The sequence below is a fragment of the Streptomyces sp. NPDC028928 genome, assembly GCF_055564915.1.
The window spans coordinates 282622-300000 of the sequence record NZ_JBVHVI010000013.1 but is presented as its reverse complement, the minus strand read 5'-3'; the positions used below and the strand labels follow the sequence as shown (position 1 = coordinate 300000).

The following is a 17379-nucleotide window of genomic DNA, read 5'->3' as shown; positions in this document are numbered from 1 at the left end:
ACGGGAGATGGGGCGTGGGGGTCAGTGGCCGCTCCCGACGCGGCTTCCTCGGGGACTACAGGGGCGTGATCCGGAACCGGGTGAACGTCGCCGTCCCCGCGGGCCCCGGTCCCTCCGGTGCGACGGCGAACAGGCCGAGCAGGGCGCCGACCCAGCGCCAGGGGGTGGCCGCGAAGACGGGCCCGGACGGGCGGAGGCCGTCCCCGAGGTCGTACCGGAACCGGCAGCGCGCCCCGGCCCCGGCCTCGATCCGCAGCCGCGCCCGCCCCTCGGGGGCGAGGCACGGCACCCCGGCGTCGCGTTCACGCTCGGCCACCGCCTCCGCGAACCGGTGCACGAGCCGGACCGTCCCGTCGCTCCCGCGCTCCAGGCCGATCCACGCGAACGCGTCCCCGAGCACCACGAGCCCCGCCCGCGCGCCCGGCTCGGTGCCGTCCAGCCGCAGCTCGACCTCGACCGCGCTCGGCAGGCCGGGCAGCCGCTGGGTGAGGACGTTCGGCAGCTTGCGCGGATCGTGGGCGTCGGCCGAGCGGACGCAGGTCAGCCGCAGGCCGTCCGCGGAGGTCTGGGTGGCCCAGCCGTCGCCCGGGTTGGCGGTCCACTGCCACTGGCGGCCGTACCGTCCGCCGGGGAAGTCGTCGTCGGTGGCGGGCGCGGCGGGCGGCTGCGGCGGCAGGTCGGGCCGGCGGTGTACGGCGACGGGGGCGCCCTCGTCGCCGAGGACCGGCCATCCGTCGTCCCCCCAGCGCATCGGCTGGAGGTGGACCACCCTGCCGTAGGGGCCACGCTGCTGGAAGTGCAGGAACCAGTCCTCGCCGGCCGCGGTGCGCACCCAGGCGCCCTGGTGCGGGCCGTTGACGTCGGTGTCCCGCTGCTCCAGGACGATCCGTTCCTCGTACGGGCCGAAGAAGCCGCGCGAGCGGAACGCGCCCTGCCAGCCGGTCTCCACTCCCCCGGCGGGGGCGAGGATCCAGAACCAGCCGTCGTGCCGGTAGAGCTTGGGCCCTTCCAGGGTGAACCAGCCGGGGATGCGGTCCCCGTCGACGATCACCTTGCCCTCGTCGAGCAGCGAGGTGCCGTCGGGGTGCATCCGGTGGCCGGTGAGCCGGTTCTTGACGCCGGAGCGGGACCTGGCCCAGGCGTGCACGAGGTAGGCCTCGCCGGTCTCGTCGTCCCACAGCGGGCAGGGGTCGATCAGGCCCTTGCCGGCCTTGACCAGGTGGGGGCGGGTCCACGGGCCGCGGATCTCCGGGGCGTTGACCTGGAAGACGCCCTGGTCGGGGTCGCCCCAGAAGATCCAGAAGCGGTCGTCGTGGTACCGGATGGAGGGTGCCCAGACCCCGCGGTCGTGCCGGGGTGCCGTGAACTCCTCCTCGGGTTCGAGACGTTCGAGGGCGTGGCCGACGAGGGTCCAGTGGACGAGGTCGCGGGAGTGCAGCAGGGGCAGGCCGGGGGCGCGGCCGAAGCTGGAGGCGGTGAGGTAGAAGTCGTCGCCGACGCGGACCACGTCCGGATCGGACCAGTCGGCGTTCAGCACCGGGTTGGTGTAGGTGCCGGTGGTGCTCACTGGCTCACCGCCTTGCGGGCCAGGGCCGCCGCCTCGCCCCGGGTCAGGGTGCCGTCGGCGACGACCGTGACCACCCGGCGTACGACGGTTTCGCCGGGCGGCACGGCCAGCCGCTCGGTGTGCGCCAGGGAGGAGCCCACGCCGGGGTACTCGGCGGCCCGGACGAACCACGGGTCCCGGCGGGTGTCCGCGGTGGCCCCGGCGAAGACCAGCGTCCAGCCCTCGCCCGTCAGGGCGAGCCAGTCGGCGCGGGTGCCGTGCGTCGCCGCCTCGCCCTCCCGGTCGGCGGTGAAGACCTCCGGGGCGCGGGGTTCCTTGCGGGCCCGCCAGAAGAAACCGCCGTAGGCCGCGCCGTGCCGGCCGTTGGTGGCGGGGCTGCCGATCGACAGGGGCTCGGTGGTGACGTTGGTGAGGGAGAAGGTGAAGTCCAGCGCCCAGGCGGTGTCGGTGAGTCCGGTGGCCGCGACCGTACGGCGCTCGCGCAGCAGCTCGGTTCCGGCGGCGACCCAGCGCAGCTCCTCCACGAAGCCGTCGGGGTCGCGGAGCTGGAAGCCGGTGTGCCGCTGGGCGCCGTGGTTGTCGCGTTCGGTCGGGCCCTGGTCGCGGACGAAGGTCCGGCCGCCCCAGAAGTTGTGCCCCTCGACGTCGGGAACGGCGACACCGACGCCGAGGTGGTGTGCGTGGTCGGCGGGACTCACCTCGGTGACCGCCGTGCCGGCCAGGGTGGTGACGGGGTGCAGATAGGGGCGCGGGGAGAGCCGGGCGGGCAGCTCGGGCCGGGTGACGTAGCGGCCGACCGGGCGGCCCGCGACCCGCAGGACCAGGCTGTCGGGGGACGTCATCAGGTGCTCACCTCGTTCGGCAGGTCGTCGGCCAGGGGGCTGGGCAGGGTCCAGGGGACGCCCAGTTCGGAGTAGAGGGCGAGGGTGGCGGCGGCCGCGGCGACCAGGCCGTCGATGCCGGGCACGATCCGGCGGTGTTCGGCGGGCAGCAGCCGCCAGGCGTGCTCGGGCAGCGGCGCCGGGTCGGGGGCCGTGCGGACGGCCTCGACGACCCGCATGAAGGCGCCGGTGTCGTCCGGCGGGACGAGCAGCTCCGTGCCGTGCTCCAGGTGCCCGACGAGGTTCTCCAGCAGGTCGGTGCGGCCGTACTCGGTCTCCTCCGGGCCGTGGCCGGTGCGCTGGAGCAGCACCCGGTCCTGCTTGTACCAGAAGGTGATCCGGCCGCTGCTGCCGTGCACCAGCACGTACGGCTCCCCGGGGTGTTCGGCGCACAGGGTCGCCGCGACCGTGACCGGGCCGCGCGGGGTGTGGACGCGGACGCAGGAGGTGTCGTCGGACTGGATGGGGTTGGCGCGCAGCAGTTCGGTCTCGATGCCGGTGACGTCCTCGGCGCGGACCGTGCCGAGCAGGGCGAGGCCGGTGGCGACGGCGTGCGCGAGGGGGTTGGTGAGGACCCCGTCGACCACGTCGGCCCCGTTCAGCCGCCGCCGGCCCGCCCAGGGCGCCCGCCGGTAGTAGGCCTCGTCCCGGGCCCAGGCCCCGGCGCCGCCGACCCCGGTGACCTCGCCGATCGCGCCCTCGGCGATGAGGCGCCGGATCGCGGGGACCGCGTGCGAGCCGAGCGACTGGAAGCCGATCTGGCAGGCCACCCCGGCCTTTCCGACCCCGTCGGCCATACGGCGGAACTCGGCGTACGAGGGCGCGGGCGGCTTCTCCAGCAGCAGGTGCACCCCGCGCGCGGCGGCGGTGAGGGCCAGGTCGGTGTGGGTGGGGATGGGCGTGCAGATCACGGCGATCCTCGCGCCGGTGGAGTCCAGGAGCGCACCGAGGTCGGCGGACTGCTCGGGCGTGCCGAGTCCGTCCGGGATCTCCTCCTCGGTCAGCGGGGTCAGCTCGCAGATCCCGGCCAGCCGGACCAGGCCCGCGCTCTGGAGCCGGCGGATGTTCTCCAGGTGCCAGCGGCCGTGGCCGCGCGCGCCGGCGAGGACGACGTCGACGCTCATCCCTTCACCGCCCCCGCGCTGAAGCCGGTGATCAGCCACTTCTGGATGAAGGCGAACACGATCACCACGGGCACGGCCGCGATGATGCCGCCCGCCGCCAGGGCGCCCAGGTCGACGCTGTCCGCGCTCATCAGGGTGTTGAGGCCGACCGGGATGGTCTGCTTGCTCTGGTCGGAGAGGAACATCAGGGCGAACAGGAAGTGGTTCCAGGCGTGCACGAAGGCGAAGGAGCCGACGGCGATCAGCCCGGGCCGCAGCAGCGGCAGGACCACGATCCGGAAGGCGGTGAGCCGGTTGCAGCCGTCCACCCAGGCGGCCTCCTCCAGGGAGTACGGCACGTTCCGGATGAACCCGCTGATCAGGATCATCGACAGCGGCAGCTGGAAGACGGTCTCGGCGATGACGACACTGCCCAGGGAGTTGATCATCGACAGCTTGGCGAAGATCTGGAACAGCGGCACCAGCAGCAGCGCGCCCGGCACGAACTGGGAGCACAGCAGGGCCAGCATGAAGCCGCGCTTGAGCCGGAAGTCGAAGCGGGCGAGCGCGTACCCGCCGGCCAGGGCGACCACGGTGGTCAGCACCAGGGTGGCGAGGCCGACGTAGACGCTGTTGGCGAAGTAGGTGCCGAAGCTGCGTTCGGTCCACACCTTCTCGAAGTGCTCGAAGGTCATGGGCCACGGGACCAGCGAGGTGGAGCCGGCCGGGCGGAGCGCGAAGAGCAGGATCCAGTAGAACGGGATCAGGGTGAAGAGCAGATAGACCCCCAGGGGGACGTAGATCTGCCAGCGCGGGACCTCGTCCCAGGAGCGGCGCTTGCGGCCGGTCCGGGCGGGCTCGGCCGCCACCTTCTCGGGTGCGGGAGCGATCTCGGTGATCACTTGGAGTCACCTCCGAACTTGCTCAGCCGCAGATAGACGATCGAGCAGAAGAGCAGGATCACGAACGCCACCGTGGTCAGGGCGGAGGCGTAGCCGAAGTTGTGGGCGTCGACGCTGGTGTTGGCGATGTAGAGGGGAAGGGTCGTGGTCTCCCCCGCCGGGCCGCCGCCGGTCAGCGTGTAGAGCAGGTCGACGTTGTTGAACTCCCACACCGCGCGCAGCAGCGTGGAGAGCACGATGGCGTCCTTCAGGTGGGGCAGGGTGATGTGCCAGAACTGCTTGAGCCGGCCGGCCCCGTCGACCTCGGCGGCCTCGTAGAGGTCCTTGGAGACGGACTGGAGGTCGGCGAGGATGAGGATCGCGAAGAAGGGGACGCCTCGCCAGAGGTCGGCGACCACGGCGGCCGGGAACACCGTGGAGGTGTCGGACAGCCAGCTGGTGCCGTAGGAGCCCAGCCCCGCGTCCGCCAGGTAACGGGTGATGCCCGTCTGGGAGTTGTAGAGCAGCACCCAGATCGCGGAGGTCAGCACACCGGAGACGGCCCAGGGCGAGAAGACCAGCGCACGGCCCAGCGCCCGCCCGACGAAGGTCTGGTTGACGATGAGCGCCAGCGCCAGGCCGAAGAGCAGTTGCAGCCCGACCTCGACCACGACCCACTTGGCGCTGAAGGTCAGCGTGTCCCAGAACTGCGGGTCGTGGGCGAAGGCCCGGGTGAAGTTGTCGAGGCCCGCGAAGCCGTTCCGCCATGGCTTGGTGGGGTTGTAGTCCTGCAGGCTGTAGTAGAAGACGCTGAGCACCGGGTAGGCGATGAAGCCCAGCATCAGCAGGCCCGCCGGGGCGATCAGCAGGTACGGCAGCCTGCGCGGGGTCGCGGAGGCACGGCGCCGCCGGGGTGGCGCGGGCGGTTTCGCCACGGCTGCGGCTTGGGCCATGACTGTTCTCCGTTCGCAGTGGGGCAAATACAGCGGGTGTGGGAAGCGCTTGCTCCGTACACGTGACGGAAGCGCTTCGACGGCCGGTGTGCGGGGTTCAGCCGGCGTACGGGTCCGGCACGGTGCCCGGGCGGGCCAGGAACTCGAAGTCGCAGCCGGTGTCGGCCTGGGTGATCTGCTCGTTGTAGAGGGCGCCGTAGCCGCGCTCGTACCGGGCGGGCGGCGGGGTCCACTCGGCCCGCCTCCGGTCCAGCTCCGCGTCGTCCACGTGGAGGTGGAGGCTGCGGGCCTCGACGTCCAGGGTGATGAGGTCCCCGCTGCGGACGAGCGCCAGGGGGCCGCCGATGTACGACTCCGGGGCGACGTGCAGGACGCAGGCGCCGTAACTCGTGCCGCTCATCCGGGCGTCGGAGATCCGGACCATGTCCCGCACACCCTGCTTCAGCAGGTGGTCGGGGATGGGCAGCATGCCGTACTCGGGCATGCCCGGGCCGCCCTTGGGACCGGCGTTGCGCAGCACCAGCACGCTGTCGGCGGTGATGCCGAGCGAGGGGTCGTTGATGGTGCGCTGCATCGTCCTGTAGTCGTCGAAGACGACGGCCGGACCGGTGTGCTCGAGCAGGTGCGGCTCGGCGGCGATGTGCTTGATGACGGCGCCGTCCGGGCAGAGGTTGCCGCGCAGCACGGCGACCCCGCCCTCGTTCGCGACCGGTTTGTCGCGGGGCCGGATGACGTCGTCGTCGTGCACCTGCGCGCCGGTGATCTGCTCGCGCATCGTGTCGTACGAGACGGTCGGCCGCTCCAGGTGGAGCAGGTCCGGGATCCGGGAGAGGAACCCGGGCAGGCCGCCCGCGAAGTGGAAGTCCTCCATGAGGTACGTCTGTCCGCCCGGCCGTACGTTGGCCAGCACCGGGACCGTCCGAGCGATCCGGTCGAAGTCGTCGAGCGTGAGCCTGACCCCGGCCCGCCCCGCCATGGCGATCAGATGGATGACGGCGTTGGTGGAGCCGCCGAGGCCGAGCACGGTGGTGACGGCGTCCTCGAAGGCCTCGCGGGTGAGGATCTGACTCAGCTTCCGGTCCCGGTGGACCAGTTCGACGGCCACCAGACCGGCCTTGGCGGCCATCCGGTCGTGTCCGGAGTCCACCGCCGGGATGCTGGAGGCACCCGGGACCGTCACGCCGAGGGCTTCGGCCGCGGCGGTGAGCGTGGACGCCGTCCCCATGGTCATGCAGTGGCCGGGAGAGCGGGCCAGGCCGCTCTCCAGTTCGGCCATCTCGCAGTCGCCGATGAGGCCGGCGCGCTTGTCGTCCCAGTACTTCCACATGTCGGTGCCGGAGCCGAGGACCTCTCCGCGCCAGTGGCCCGGCAGCATGGGCCCGGCCGGTACGAAGACGGCGGGCAGGTCCACCGAGGCGGCGCCCATCAGCAGCGCGGGCGTGGACTTGTCGCACCCGCCCATGAGCACCGCGCCGTCGACCGGGTAGGAGCGCAGCAGCTCCTCGGTCTCCATGGCGAGCAGGTTGCGGTAGAGCATGGGGGTCGGCTTCTGGAAGGTCTCGGAGAGGGTGGAGACCGGGAACTCCAGCGGGAAGCCGCCCGCCTGCCACACACCGCGCTTCACGGCCTGAGCGCGGTCCCGGAGGTGCACATGGCAGGGGTTGATGTCGGACCAGGTGTTGAGGATCGCGATGACCGGCTTGCCGAGGTGCTCCTCGGGCAGGTAGCCGAGCTGGCGGGTGCGGGCCCGGTGGCTGAAGGAGCGCAGCCCGTCGGTGCCGTACCACTGGTGGCTTCGGAGTTCCTCGGGACGCTTCCTGCCGGTCATATCGACCACCCGGCGGCGATGGCGGCGACCTCGGCGCGCTCGTCCTCCGGCAGCGGCCTGCTCGGCGGGCGGACGTCCCGGCGGCACAGGCCGAGCGCGGCGAGGGCCTCCTTGACGACGGTGACGTTGTTGGCGTTGCCGTGCGCGGCGCGCAGCTCCTCGAAGCGGCGGATCTGCTCCCAGACCTTCATGGCGGCCGGGTAGTCACCGGATCGAAGCGCTTCGATCATGTTCAGCGAGACGGCCGGGGCGACGTTCACCAGTCCGGAGGTGAAGCCGGTGGCGCCGGCGGAGAAGTAGGAGGGCGCGTACGGTTCGGCGAGGCCGGCGACCCACACGAAGCGGTCCAGACCCGCGTCCCGGGCGAAGGCGGCGAACCGGGCGGCGTCCGGGACGGCGTACTTGACGCCGATGACGTTCGGGCAGTGGTCGGCGAGTTCGGCGAGCCGGGCGCCGGGGAGCTGGGGGTTGCGCAGGTACGGCACCACACCCAGCTCCGGCACGGCCTCGGCGATGGCCCGGTGGTAGTCGACCCAGCCGGCCGCCGAGACGTAGGGGTGCACCGGCTGGTGGACCATGACCATGGCGGCGCCGGCGTCGCGGGCGTGCCGGGCGGAGGCGATCGCGGTGGGCAGGTCGTGCCCGACGCCCACCAGCAGGGTGGCGCGGTCGCCGGCCTCCTCGACGGTCAGCTCGGTGACCAGGCGGCGCTCCTCGGGGGTGAGGGCGTAGAACTCGCCGGTGTTGCCGTTCGGGGTGAGCGTCCTGATCCCGCCGTCGAGCAGGCGACGCAGCAGGGCCCGGTGGGTGCCGGTGTCGACGGAGCCGTCCGCGGCGAAGGGAGTCACCGGGATGGCCACCACGTCGGCCAGGGCCGCCCGTTGGGTCTCGAACGTCACGCTGCTCATTTCTGACCTTCCTCGGGGAGGGGCTCGGGGAACGCACGGCGTACGAAGGACGCGATGTGGGCGTGCAGGGCGCCGGCGGCACCGTCCGCGTCGCCGTCCAGCGCGAGCCGCAATATCTGCCGGTGTTCCTCGGCCTCCCGCTCCCAGGAGGGGTCGGCGGACCAGGCGACGGCGGAGACGAGGGCGGCCTGGTCACGGACCTCGTCCAGCATCCTGCCGAGCAGCGGGTTACCGCACGGCAGGTAGAGGGCGCGGTGGAAGTCCCGGTTGGCGAGGGAGCGTTCGGCGGTGTCGGTGGCGGTGTCGGCGCGGGTCAGCGCGGACCGGGCGGCGTCGAGGGAGGCGCCTCGCGCGACGGCCCGGCGCAGGGCCTCGGGTTCGAGCAGCAGCCGTACGTCGTAGACCTCGCGCGCCATGTCCGCGTCCACCATGCGCACCGTGACGCCCTTGTACTGGCTCATCACGACCAGTCCGGTCCCGGCGAGGGTCTTCAGCGCCTCCCGCACCGGGGTCTTGGACACCCCGAACTGCGCGGCCAGCTCCGCCTCGACCAGGGGCTGACCGGGGGCCAGCTGTCCGGTGAGGATGCGGTGTTTGATCGCGTCCAGCACGTACTGCGTGCGGGACGGGATCGGGGTGGGCACAGAGGTCATGCGGCCCTCTCGGATCTCACATATCGCGTCTCATATATGACGTACGAAGTACGACGCGTTGAAGGTAGGAGGGGGCCAGGGTTTCGTCAATGCTTCTGACAAAGGAAGTCGGGGCGCGCTCAGACGCTGTGGATGTGGCCCTCGACGGCGGTGAACGTGGGCCGGCCGGAGGCGGTGGCGGCCCGGGCGGTGGCCGACTCGCGGCTGAGCGTGGGGCCGACATGGGTGACGAGCAGTTCCCGCACCCGGGCCTCGCCGGCGATGCGGCCGGCGTCCTCCGGTGTCATGTGGACCTGTTCGCCATCGCGATGCACGTCGATGTCGGCCTCGCACAGGAACAGGTCGGCGCGGGCGGCGAGTTCGATGAGCGCGGGGCAGGGTCCGCTGTCCCCGGAGTACGCGAACACACTGCCCTGGCATTCGGCGCGCAGCCCGTACGCCTCGGTGTCGTGGGCGACGGCGCGGGCGGTCAGCCGGAGGTTCCAGTGCCGGACGTCGTGGCCGTCGTACAGGTCCCGGAAGTCGAAGACGCCCTTCAGGAAGCCGACGTCCGGCCGCCCGAAGAAGCCGGCCAGCCGGCGTGCGCAGCCCTCCGGCGCGTACACCGGGACGGGCGCGGGCGGGGTCATCCCGCCGAAGGCGAACGCGTAGGCGGCGGCCAGCAGATCCGCGCTGTGATCGGCGTGCAGATGCGAGATCCAGATCGCGGTGAGCCGCGCCGGATCCATGTGCCGCTGCAACGCGGCGAACGTCCCGGGCCCCGCGTCCACCCACACCTCGGCGCCCCCGCCGGACAGCAGGTACCCGGAGCAGGGCCGGTCGGGGCCCGGGTGGGGCGAGGCGGTGCCGAGGACGGTGAGGGTGAGCGGCATGGGAAGGAGCGTACGACGCGACGGGCCCGGGTCAGGTCAGATCTCCATCACCGCGTCGCACTCCGGGCAGACCACGGACGCGTACGCGCCGGGGTACCACGGCTCGCCGGGGCGCGGAGAAGGCGGCCGAGGAGCTTTCGTCATGGCGAAGGTGTCCTTGCCGCACAGGGTCCGCGGGCCGGCGGCGTCGGGCCGGCCGGGGGCGGCGGGCGCCGCGTGCACCCTGCGGGGGAGCCGTTCCGCGTCGGGCGGTCCGTCCGCAGGGGTGCGTGCGGTCACGGGCTGTTCGAGCTCGTACACGACGACGATCCCGCTCATGTCTCCACCGTGGGCGCGGTGACCCGGGGCGCCGCGTTCACCCGCGGGTGGTGCTGGGCAGGGCGAGTTCGCGGCCGCGGTAGAAGCCTTCGCGCTCCTCGGCGACGTACGGGGCCATGGCCGCCCGCCGCCGCGCCTCCGACTCGGAGCCCCGCCAGGCGTCACACGCCTCCCGGGAGTCCCAGAAGGACACTCCGGTGACCTCCTGTCCGTCCTCGGACCAGTAGGCGTAGGCCCGGTGCAGGCCCTGCGGTGCGGGCTCCGGGCGCCACGCCCTCTCGAAGTCCTCCAGCGTGCCCGGCTGAAGGCGGCGCGTCGTCACCCACACGTAGTGCTCCTGCATGGTGGTCTCCTCCGTACCCGATCGGATTGGCCCCTCTCAGGGGCACCGTAGGCCGGATGCGCCACTTCCGCCGCCCGGCGACCGCCGGTCGGCCCAGGGTCCGGCCATATGGGGTCGGGGCCGGGGGGCGAGAGGGCACCGAGGACGGTGATTGTCAGGGGCACTCGGCGGAGGGGGGTCAGGGCGCGGGGAGCGTGAACACCAGGAACAGCACGGCCAGCGGCGGGACCAGCGCACCGAGGGCGAACCAGACGCGCGTCACCGACCAGCGGCGCGTCCAGGGCAGCAGCCAGGCGGTGAGCAGGGCCGCGCCGGAGAGCGGGCCGCCGATCTGGAGCATGCCGTAGATCCAGGCCAGGGCCGTGTCGAGGGCGGCCGAGCAGTCGTCGGGGCCGCAGCTGTCCGTGGCCATGGCGGACAGTCCCCCGAAGAGGAGGGCGAGCGGGCCGAGCGGGACCATCAGGGCCGTGGCGACCGCCGGGGCCACCCAGCCCCGGGGGTCCCGCTCGCCCTTGCCGGACGGGGACGGAACCGGCGCGATCTGCGATGTCGTCATGCGACCAGTGAACCGGCGCCGCCCGGCCCGGCACACCGGCCGACCTACTCATACGGGTCCCGCTCGACTACTCAGTCCCAGCCCCGCCAACGGCCCCGGCCACTCAGACACACCCCTGCGGACTCCGTCCCGGTTTCCGGCCACCCAGACACACACTGGCAGGCTCCATCCCGGCTTCCGGCCACTCAGGCACGCACCGGCAGGCTCCACCCAGGCCTCGGCCACTCAGGCACCCACCCGCGCGCACCACCCAGGCCCCGGCCACTCAGGCACCCACCCGCGCGCACCACCCAGGCCCCGGCCACTCAGGCACACCGGCCGGACTCCATCCCGGCTTCCGACCACTCAGCCACACACCGGCGGACTCCGTCCCGGCTTCCGGACACTCAGACACGAAACCGGCAGGCGCCACCCAGGCCCCGGCCACTCAGGCCCCCCCGCGCGCACCACCCAGGCCCCGGCCACTCAGGCACACCGGCAGGCACCCCAGGCCCCCGCCACTCAGCCAGCCCCTGCGGGCACCACGCCGGCTCCCGACCGCTGCGACAACGCCGCCGAGCACCGCCAAGCACCGTCCACCCAGGCACACACCGGCAGGCCCCCACGCCCCGCCACTCAGGCAGCCCTGCGCGCACCACCCCCCCCTCGGCCGCTCGCACGCGCCCGCGGGCCCCACCCGAGCCCCGCCCCCCTGAGCCGTACCCGGCGCGCCCACACCCTCGCCCTCAGGCACACCCGGACGCCCACCGCACCTCGCCCCTCAGGCACACCCGGACGCCCGCCCCACCTCCCTCCTCAGGCACACCCGGACACCGCCCCACCTCGCCCCCCAGACACACCCGGACGCCCGCCCCACCTCCTCCCTCAGGCACCTGTGAACGTCGTCCGGCGCGCGGCCCCCTGGCCCACGCCCGCGACGCCCCCAGCCTGTCCCCTCAGACCCGTCGCGGTGGCCGCCATCCCGGGTCTCGGCCGCTCAGTCCCACCGCCCGGTCCAGTGGGGGTGCCTCCGGGGGGACCGGGACGATCGGGCCGAACGGGCCGTTGGCGCGGTCCGGGTCGTCGGCTGCGGCTCGCAGGAAGGTGAGGGCCGAGTCGAGGGCGGCGGGGTCGGGGGCGTAGTCCTGGCCGGTGGCGCGGGCCAGGTCCCAGCCGTGGATCACCAGCTCGTCGGCGACGACGGCGCCCGCGACCGCGCCCGGCAGGTCCACTCCGCCGGCGCGGGTGCCGCCGGTCCAGGCGGCCGGGTCGCGCCAGGCGTCGGCCAGCTCGTCCAGTGCTTTCGGCAGCTCCTCGCGCCAGCCGGGGCCGATGTCCCAGGCGGCGGTGTCCGGGTCGGTGTCGGTCGTCGTGCCGAGGTCCTTGCGGGCGGCGTCCCGGAAGGCCACGGACAGCATCAGCAGATGGCCCAGCAGGTTGCGCACGGCGTGGTCCGGGCACGGTGTCGCGGCGGTCAGCTGCTCGTCGGTCACCGACTCCGCGAGCCGGGCCACGATCCTGGTCTGCGGGCCGAGGTCCACCATGGTCATGCTCACTCCTTCAGGGTCGCGCTCTCCGTACGAAGGGCTGACCGGCGGGCCCCCGGAAACTCATCGGTGCGGCGCGCCCACTCCCACGGCGCACGGCCGCCGCCGAGGCACCAGACGGCGATCACCGGGTCGCACAGCGCGCAGCCGAACGACGAGTCGTGGGCGAAGGGGACGATCGGGTGGCCCTTGAGGTGGTGGACGACGTCCCACGCGGTGTGCAGCAGCCAGCCGACGCCGATGAACGCCCAGGAGTCCAGGCCCTTGTAGGCGATGTAGGTGGCGACCGCCGTGAACGCGAACTCCCAGCCGCCGAGTCCGCCGCCGCTGAGGTAGGCGGCCCCGGCACCGGCGACCATGACCGCGTTGAGGCGGCGCCGGTGGGGTTCGGGGACGAGGGACATGAGGGTGACGTAGAGCAGACCGATGAGAAGGGGGGCGAGATAGCGCATGCGGTCGACGGTAGGTTTCCGGGCCCGGGCGCCCCAGGGGCATGAGTGCCAGGTTCCGACGGATTGTCGCCGCTACACCCGGCCGGGAACCTGGGCGTCTTCCCGATCCGCGGCCCCCCTCCTCAGCCGCACGATGACCGGGCATGACTACTTCCCTGACCCTGCTGCGCGTGCTGCGGGACCGCGACGCGGGGCTGTACCTCACGGGCCTGGTGGTGTCCGGCTTCGGCACCTCCTCGCTGTGGCTGGCGTCGGGCGTGTGGGTGAAGGAGCTGACCGGGTCCGACGGCCTGGCCGCCCTGTGCATGCTCGCGATGTGGGCGCCCACCCTGGCGGGCCCGGCCCTGGGCACGCTCGCCGACCGCCTCCCGCGCAGGCCCCTGCTGATCGCCCTGAACCTGGGCCTCGCGGCCCTGCTGCTCACTCTCTTCGCCGTCGACTCCGCCGGCCGCCTGTGGCTGCTGTTCACCGTCCTGTTCCTGTACGGCACCGCCGGGGTCGTCCACGACGCCGCCGAGTCGGTGCTGGTGACCGCCGTGGTCGGCCCGGAGCTCCTCGGTGATTTCAACGGGCTGCGGATGGCCGTCACGGAGGGCATGAAGCTCGTCGCCCCGCTGACCGGGGCCGGCCTCTACACGGTGTACGGCGGTCCGGCCGTGGCCTGCCTGGACGCCGCGACCTTCGTGCTCGCCGCCGGGCTGTGCGGCCTGCTGCGGGTGCGCGAGGAACCGCCCGCCCGCTCCGGCGACGGCTGGCGCAGGCAGACCGCGCAGGGCGTCCGGCACCTGTGGGGCCATCCGCTGCTGCGCCCGCTGGTCCGGGCGGGCGGTACGACCATGCTGCTGACGGCGCTGTGCAGCACGACGCTGTACGCCGTGGTCGACCGCCTCGGCCACTCCCCCGCCTACACGGGTGTGCTGTACGCCGTCCAGGGCGCCGGCTCGGTGGCCGCCGGGCTGCTCGCCGGTCCGGCGCTGCGGCGGCTGGGCGCGCGGCGCCTCGCGGCGGCCGGGATCGCGCTGACGGGGGCCGCGGTGGCGGCGCGGGCGGTGCCGTGGGACCCGGTGGCGTGGGCCTCCGGCGCGGCGAGCGGCCTGGGCCTGCCCTGTGTGCTGATCGCCGCGCTCACCGCGGTCCAGCGGGAGACCCCCGGCCCGCTGCTCGGCCGGGTGACGGCCACCGCCCACACGCTGGTCTTCACGCCGAACGTGCTCGGCCTGGCCCTCGGGGCCGGCCTGGTCGAACTGGCCGGCCCCGCACTGCTGTTGCCGCTGTACGGCCTGGCGCTGCTGCTGACGGCGCTGCCGCTGGCTCAGCGCGTGGAGAGTGCCTCCCGGACCGCCGCGAGGTCCCCGTCCGACGCCAACCCGGCGTGATACAGCCGCAGTTCCGTCGCGCCGTCGGCACGCGCGCGTGCGGCGTCCGCCGCGAGCGTGCCGGGGCTGCCGCCCATGCCGGAGACGACGGTGAGGTTGGCGGCCAGCACCGTCCCCGCCCGCGCCTGCCCGGCGAAGGGCGCCAGCAGGGCCGTACCGCCGGTGCAGGGCACCACGACGCCGTCGGTCACGGACAGGATGTGCGCGGGGTCGACGCCCGCGTTGGCGCCGCAGTGGTAGGAGACCGGGTCGGCGTGCAGCAGGATCTGGAAGCCGTCGGGTGCGGCGGCGCGTACGGCGGCGACGGCCTCCTCCTGGAGGGTGCGGGCGGTGGTGTCGCGCCACGCGCGCGTGGCGGTCGCCGTGTCCTCGCCGAGCAGCTTCTCCACGGTCGGCCAGCCCTCGTCGTCGGCCGTGCACCGCCACAGCGGTTCCAGCGCCTCGCGGACGGCCGCGGCGAGCGCGTCGGCGTCCAGGCCCTGCTCGCCGTAGCCGGTCCGGCAGGACGGGCAGAAGCACAGGGACATCAGGTACTGCCCGGCGTCCCCGAGGCCGACGCCGGCGGTCTTGTCGTGGGCGTGCAGGTGCGCCAGCCCGTACCAGCCGAGGGACTCCAGTTCGGTGCCGTGCGCGCCGGGGCGTACGGCGGCCTCGGCGGCCAGGTCGACCAGGTACGCGCGCGTGGCGGGCTGGGCGACGCAGGGCGCCCACGGGTAGCGGTCGCCATAGGCGTTGACGACGGAGGTGTCGGGGTGTTCGGCGCCCAGGCGGGAGTTGTGGGCGAGGACGACCCAGGTGTGCACCTCCAGACCGGCCGCGGCGAGGGCGTCGGCGGCCTCGCCGTAGGTGTTGCCCGGGGCCCAGCGTCCGGCGGGGTGGGGGCGCAGGCCGCGGCCCGCCCAGCGGTCGCCCGGCGGGTAGAGGACGGCCGCGTACTCGGCGGTGACGATGCGGTGGCGGGGGTGGCGCGGGGTCAGTGCGCGGGTGGAGTGGTAGGCGGCGGCGAGGGTGACCTGCTCGACGCCGAGTCCGGCGATGCGGGCGGGGGCGCCGGGGTCGCCGACGACGTCCCAGGGGTAGACGAACGCCGATGCCTTCACGCGTCCTCCTCCGGCGAGGCGTGGCCGTACTCGCTCACGCGTCCTCCTCCAGCAGCTCGTAGCCGCGTTCGATCAGCTGGGCGAGCTGTTTGACATGGTCCTCGGCCGGTTCGTGCAGCGGGGGCCGGACCTCGCCGACGTCCAGGCCGCGCAGCCGTACCCCGGCCTTGACGAGGGAGACGGCGTAGCCGCGGCCCTGGGCGCGCAGTTCCACGAACGGGCGGTAGAAACCGTCGAGGAGGCGGTGCGCGGTGGGCAGGTCGCCGGCCTGGAGGGCGCGGTGGAAGGCGAGGGCGATCTCCGGTACGAAACAGAACACCGCCGAGGAGTAGAGGGTGATGCCGAGGGCGCGGTAGGCGAGCTGGGTCAGCTCGGCGGTGGGCAGGCCGTTGAAGTACAGGAAGTCGCCGGGGACCTCGGTGCGGACGGCGCTGACGACGCGCTGCATGAGGTCGAGGTCGCCGAGGCCGTCCTTGAGGCCGATGACGCCGTCGGTGCGGGCCAGTGCGACCACGGTGGACGGGGTGAGGACGGCGTTGTCACGCTGGTAGACGATGACGGGCAGCTCGGTGGCCGCGGCGATCTCACGGTAGTGCCGCAGCAGGCCCTCCTGGCCGGCGAGGACGAGGTACGGCGGCATGGCGAGGATGCCGTCGGCGCCCGCGTCGGCGGCGAGGCGCGCGTAGCGGACGGCGAGCGCGGTCCCGTAGCCGGCGCCCGCGACGACCGGGACGCGCCCCTCGGCCGCCTCGACGGCCGCCCGGACGCAGGCCTCGAACTCCTCCGGCAGCAGCGCGTGGAACTCCCCGGTGCCGCACGCGGCGAAGACGGCGCCGGCACCGGCCGCCACGCCCCGGCGCACATGGGTGCGGTAGACGTCCAGGTCGAGTGAGCCGCCGGGGCCGTAGGCCGTGACGGGGAAGAAGAGCGGCCCGCTCGGGTCGCGGAGCCGTTCGGTCAGAGGGGCTGGCGTCACGGGCTCTCCCTTGAGGCACGCCGGTGCATGTTTCTGATCCACGTCCATATTTCTGAACGCGACCACGCTAGAGGGCCCTCTTGCGGCAGGTCAAGCAGGCAGACTCCCACGACCGGGGGCGAAATGGCCGAAGACACGCGACACTTGACGGTGCCCGGCGAACTCTCTAGCGTGTCCACGTATGTGAATGCTGGCCACAAGGAGAACCAAGGATGCCCGCTCCCCGCACGATCCTGCTCACCGGCGCCGCCGGCGGGCTCGGCACCCTGATGCGGTCCCTGCTGCCGGAGTACGGCTACACGCTGCGCCTGCTGGACGTGCGGACCATCGAGGGCGAGCCGGACGCGATCACCGCGGACCTCACCGACAAGGAGGCGCTGCGCGAGGCGGTGCGGGGCGTGGACGCGATCCTGCACCTCGCGGGGATCTCCCTGGAGGCGCCCTTCGAGAAGATCCTGAAGGCCAACATCGAGGGCACCTACAACCTGTACGAGGCCGCCCGCCAGGAGGGCGTGCCGCGGATCGTCTTCGCCTCCTCCAACCACGCCGTCGGCTTCACCCCGGCCCCGCGCGCGGGCGAACCGCTGATCCCGGTCGACACCCCGCGCCGCCCCGACACCTTCTACGGCCTGTCGAAGTCCTTCGGCGAGGACCTGGCCCAGCTCTACTGGGACAAGCACGGCCTGGAGACCGTCTCCGTGCGCATCGGCTCCTGCTTCCCCGAGCCGACCAGCGTGCGCATGCTCTCGGTGTGGATGAGCCCGGCCGACGGCGCCCGCCTCTTCCACGCGGCCCTGACCGCCGAGGAGGTCGGCCACACGGTGGTCTACGGCTCCTCCGCCAACACCCGCCTGTGGTGGGACCTGACCACCGCGCGCTCGCTCGGCTACGAGCCGCGGGACGACTCCGAGCCGTACGCCGAGAAGCTCATCGCCGAGCAGGGCGAGCTGGATCCGGAGAACCCGGCCCACAGCCACCTGGGCGGCCACTTCGTGAACGACCCGCCGATCTGGCCGTACTGAGCCTGGCGAAGGGTCCCCGGGTGGCTCCCGGCGGCCGGAAACGATCGTCCACGCGCGCGGGCGG

The 17379-nt window shown here is 73.4% G+C and carries 18 protein-coding genes; 2 read left to right on the top strand and 16 right to left on the bottom strand.

Annotation, left to right across the window (positions count from 1 at the left end; translation table 11 throughout):
- Nucleotides 1-55: 55 nt before the first annotated feature.
- The 14 genes from ACZ4U1_RS30070 to ACZ4U1_RS30005 all read right to left on the bottom strand — a co-directional run bounded on the left by ACZ4U1_RS30070 (nucleotide 56) and on the right by ACZ4U1_RS30005 (nucleotide 12841).
- Nucleotides 56-1567, bottom strand: coding sequence for a glycoside hydrolase family 43 protein (locus ACZ4U1_RS30070; RefSeq protein WP_467907294.1), 1512 nt, complete (start codon nucleotides 1565-1567; stop codon nucleotides 56-58).
- Nucleotides 1564-2409, bottom strand: coding sequence for a DUF6807 domain-containing protein (locus ACZ4U1_RS30065; RefSeq protein ID WP_467907293.1), 846 nt, complete (start codon nucleotides 2407-2409; stop codon nucleotides 1564-1566). Before ACZ4U1_RS30065 ends, ACZ4U1_RS30070 begins: the two co-directional genes overlap by 4 nt.
- Nucleotides 2409-3572: a Gfo/Idh/MocA family protein gene (locus ACZ4U1_RS30060; RefSeq protein ID WP_467907292.1), complete on the bottom strand. Its 1164-nt coding sequence runs from the start codon at nucleotides 3570-3572 to the stop codon at nucleotides 2409-2411. The genes ACZ4U1_RS30065 and ACZ4U1_RS30060 overlap by 1 nt, the downstream gene beginning before the upstream one ends.
- Nucleotides 3569-4453, bottom strand: a complete 885-nt coding sequence (locus ACZ4U1_RS30055) for a carbohydrate ABC transporter permease (protein ID WP_467907291.1) — start codon at nucleotides 4451-4453, stop codon at nucleotides 3569-3571. The genes ACZ4U1_RS30060 and ACZ4U1_RS30055 overlap by 4 nt, the downstream gene beginning before the upstream one ends.
- A complete protein-coding gene (locus ACZ4U1_RS30050; protein WP_467907290.1) occupies nucleotides 4450-5385 on the bottom strand; it encodes a carbohydrate ABC transporter permease in 936 nt (311 codons plus the stop codon). The genes ACZ4U1_RS30055 and ACZ4U1_RS30050 overlap by 4 nt, the downstream gene beginning before the upstream one ends.
- 97 nt (nucleotides 5386-5482) lie before the next feature.
- Nucleotides 5483-7213: an L-arabinonate dehydratase gene (gene araD, locus ACZ4U1_RS30045; protein ID WP_467907289.1), complete on the bottom strand. Its 1731-nt coding sequence runs from the start codon at nucleotides 7211-7213 to the stop codon at nucleotides 5483-5485.
- Complete coding sequence (locus tag ACZ4U1_RS30040; RefSeq protein ID WP_467907288.1) at nucleotides 7210-8121, bottom strand: dihydrodipicolinate synthase family protein; 912 nt, start codon at nucleotides 8119-8121, stop codon at nucleotides 7210-7212. Before ACZ4U1_RS30040 ends, araD begins: the two co-directional genes overlap by 4 nt.
- Entirely contained in the window at nucleotides 8118-8774 is a 657-nt protein-coding gene (locus ACZ4U1_RS30035) for a GntR family transcriptional regulator (RefSeq protein ID WP_467907287.1), read from the bottom strand. Before ACZ4U1_RS30035 ends, ACZ4U1_RS30040 begins: the two co-directional genes overlap by 4 nt.
- 119 nt (nucleotides 8775-8893) lie before the next feature.
- Nucleotides 8894-9646, bottom strand: a complete 753-nt coding sequence (locus ACZ4U1_RS30030; protein WP_467907286.1) for an MBL fold metallo-hydrolase — start codon at nucleotides 9644-9646, stop codon at nucleotides 8894-8896.
- A gap of 36 nt (nucleotides 9647-9682) precedes the next feature.
- Nucleotides 9683-9964: a hypothetical protein gene (locus ACZ4U1_RS30025; protein ID WP_467907285.1), complete on the bottom strand. Its 282-nt coding sequence runs from the start codon at nucleotides 9962-9964 to the stop codon at nucleotides 9683-9685.
- Nucleotides 9965-10001: 37 nt separating this feature from the next.
- Entirely contained in the window at nucleotides 10002-10307 is a 306-nt protein-coding gene (locus tag ACZ4U1_RS30020; protein ID WP_467907284.1) for a hypothetical protein, read from the bottom strand.
- Between the two features lie 178 nt (nucleotides 10308-10485).
- Entirely contained in the window at nucleotides 10486-10863 is a 378-nt protein-coding gene (locus ACZ4U1_RS30015; protein ID WP_467907283.1) for a hypothetical protein, read from the bottom strand.
- Nucleotides 10864-11798: 935 nt separating this feature from the next.
- A complete protein-coding gene (locus tag ACZ4U1_RS30010; protein WP_467907282.1) occupies nucleotides 11799-12392 on the bottom strand; it encodes a TIGR03086 family metal-binding protein in 594 nt (197 codons plus the stop codon).
- Between the two features lie 2 nt (nucleotides 12393-12394).
- Complete coding sequence (locus ACZ4U1_RS30005) at nucleotides 12395-12841, bottom strand: DUF6010 family protein (protein WP_467907281.1); 447 nt, start codon at nucleotides 12839-12841, stop codon at nucleotides 12395-12397.
- Between the two features lie 143 nt (nucleotides 12842-12984).
- On the opposite strand from ACZ4U1_RS30005, the gene ACZ4U1_RS30000 reads away from it, so the two are divergent.
- The gene (locus ACZ4U1_RS30000) at nucleotides 12985-14217 is read left to right on the top strand and encodes an MFS transporter (RefSeq protein WP_467907280.1); all 1233 of its coding nucleotides are present in this window, start codon (nucleotides 12985-12987) and stop codon (nucleotides 14215-14217) included.
- Here the strand turns inward: ACZ4U1_RS30000 and ACZ4U1_RS29995 are convergent.
- Together ACZ4U1_RS29995 and ACZ4U1_RS29990 are read right to left on the bottom strand one after the other, a co-directional pair.
- Nucleotides 14154-15317 carry a hypothetical protein gene (locus ACZ4U1_RS29995; RefSeq protein ID WP_467907279.1) on the bottom strand — a complete coding sequence of 388 codons (1164 nt, stop codon included), beginning with the start codon at nucleotides 15315-15317 and terminating at the stop codon, nucleotides 14154-14156. The genes ACZ4U1_RS30000 and ACZ4U1_RS29995 overlap by 64 nt on opposite strands.
- 34 nt (nucleotides 15318-15351) lie before the next feature.
- On the bottom strand, nucleotides 15352-16293 hold the full coding sequence (locus tag ACZ4U1_RS29990; protein WP_467907278.1) for a 5-dehydro-4-deoxyglucarate dehydratase: 942 nt from the start codon (nucleotides 16291-16293) through the stop codon (nucleotides 15352-15354).
- Between the two features lie 212 nt (nucleotides 16294-16505).
- Between ACZ4U1_RS29990 and ACZ4U1_RS29985 the strand changes: the two genes are divergently transcribed.
- The gene (locus tag ACZ4U1_RS29985; protein WP_467907277.1) at nucleotides 16506-17315 is read left to right on the top strand and encodes an NAD-dependent epimerase/dehydratase family protein; all 810 of its coding nucleotides are present in this window, start codon (nucleotides 16506-16508) and stop codon (nucleotides 17313-17315) included.
- The last annotated feature ends 64 nt before the right edge of the window (nucleotides 17316-17379 follow it).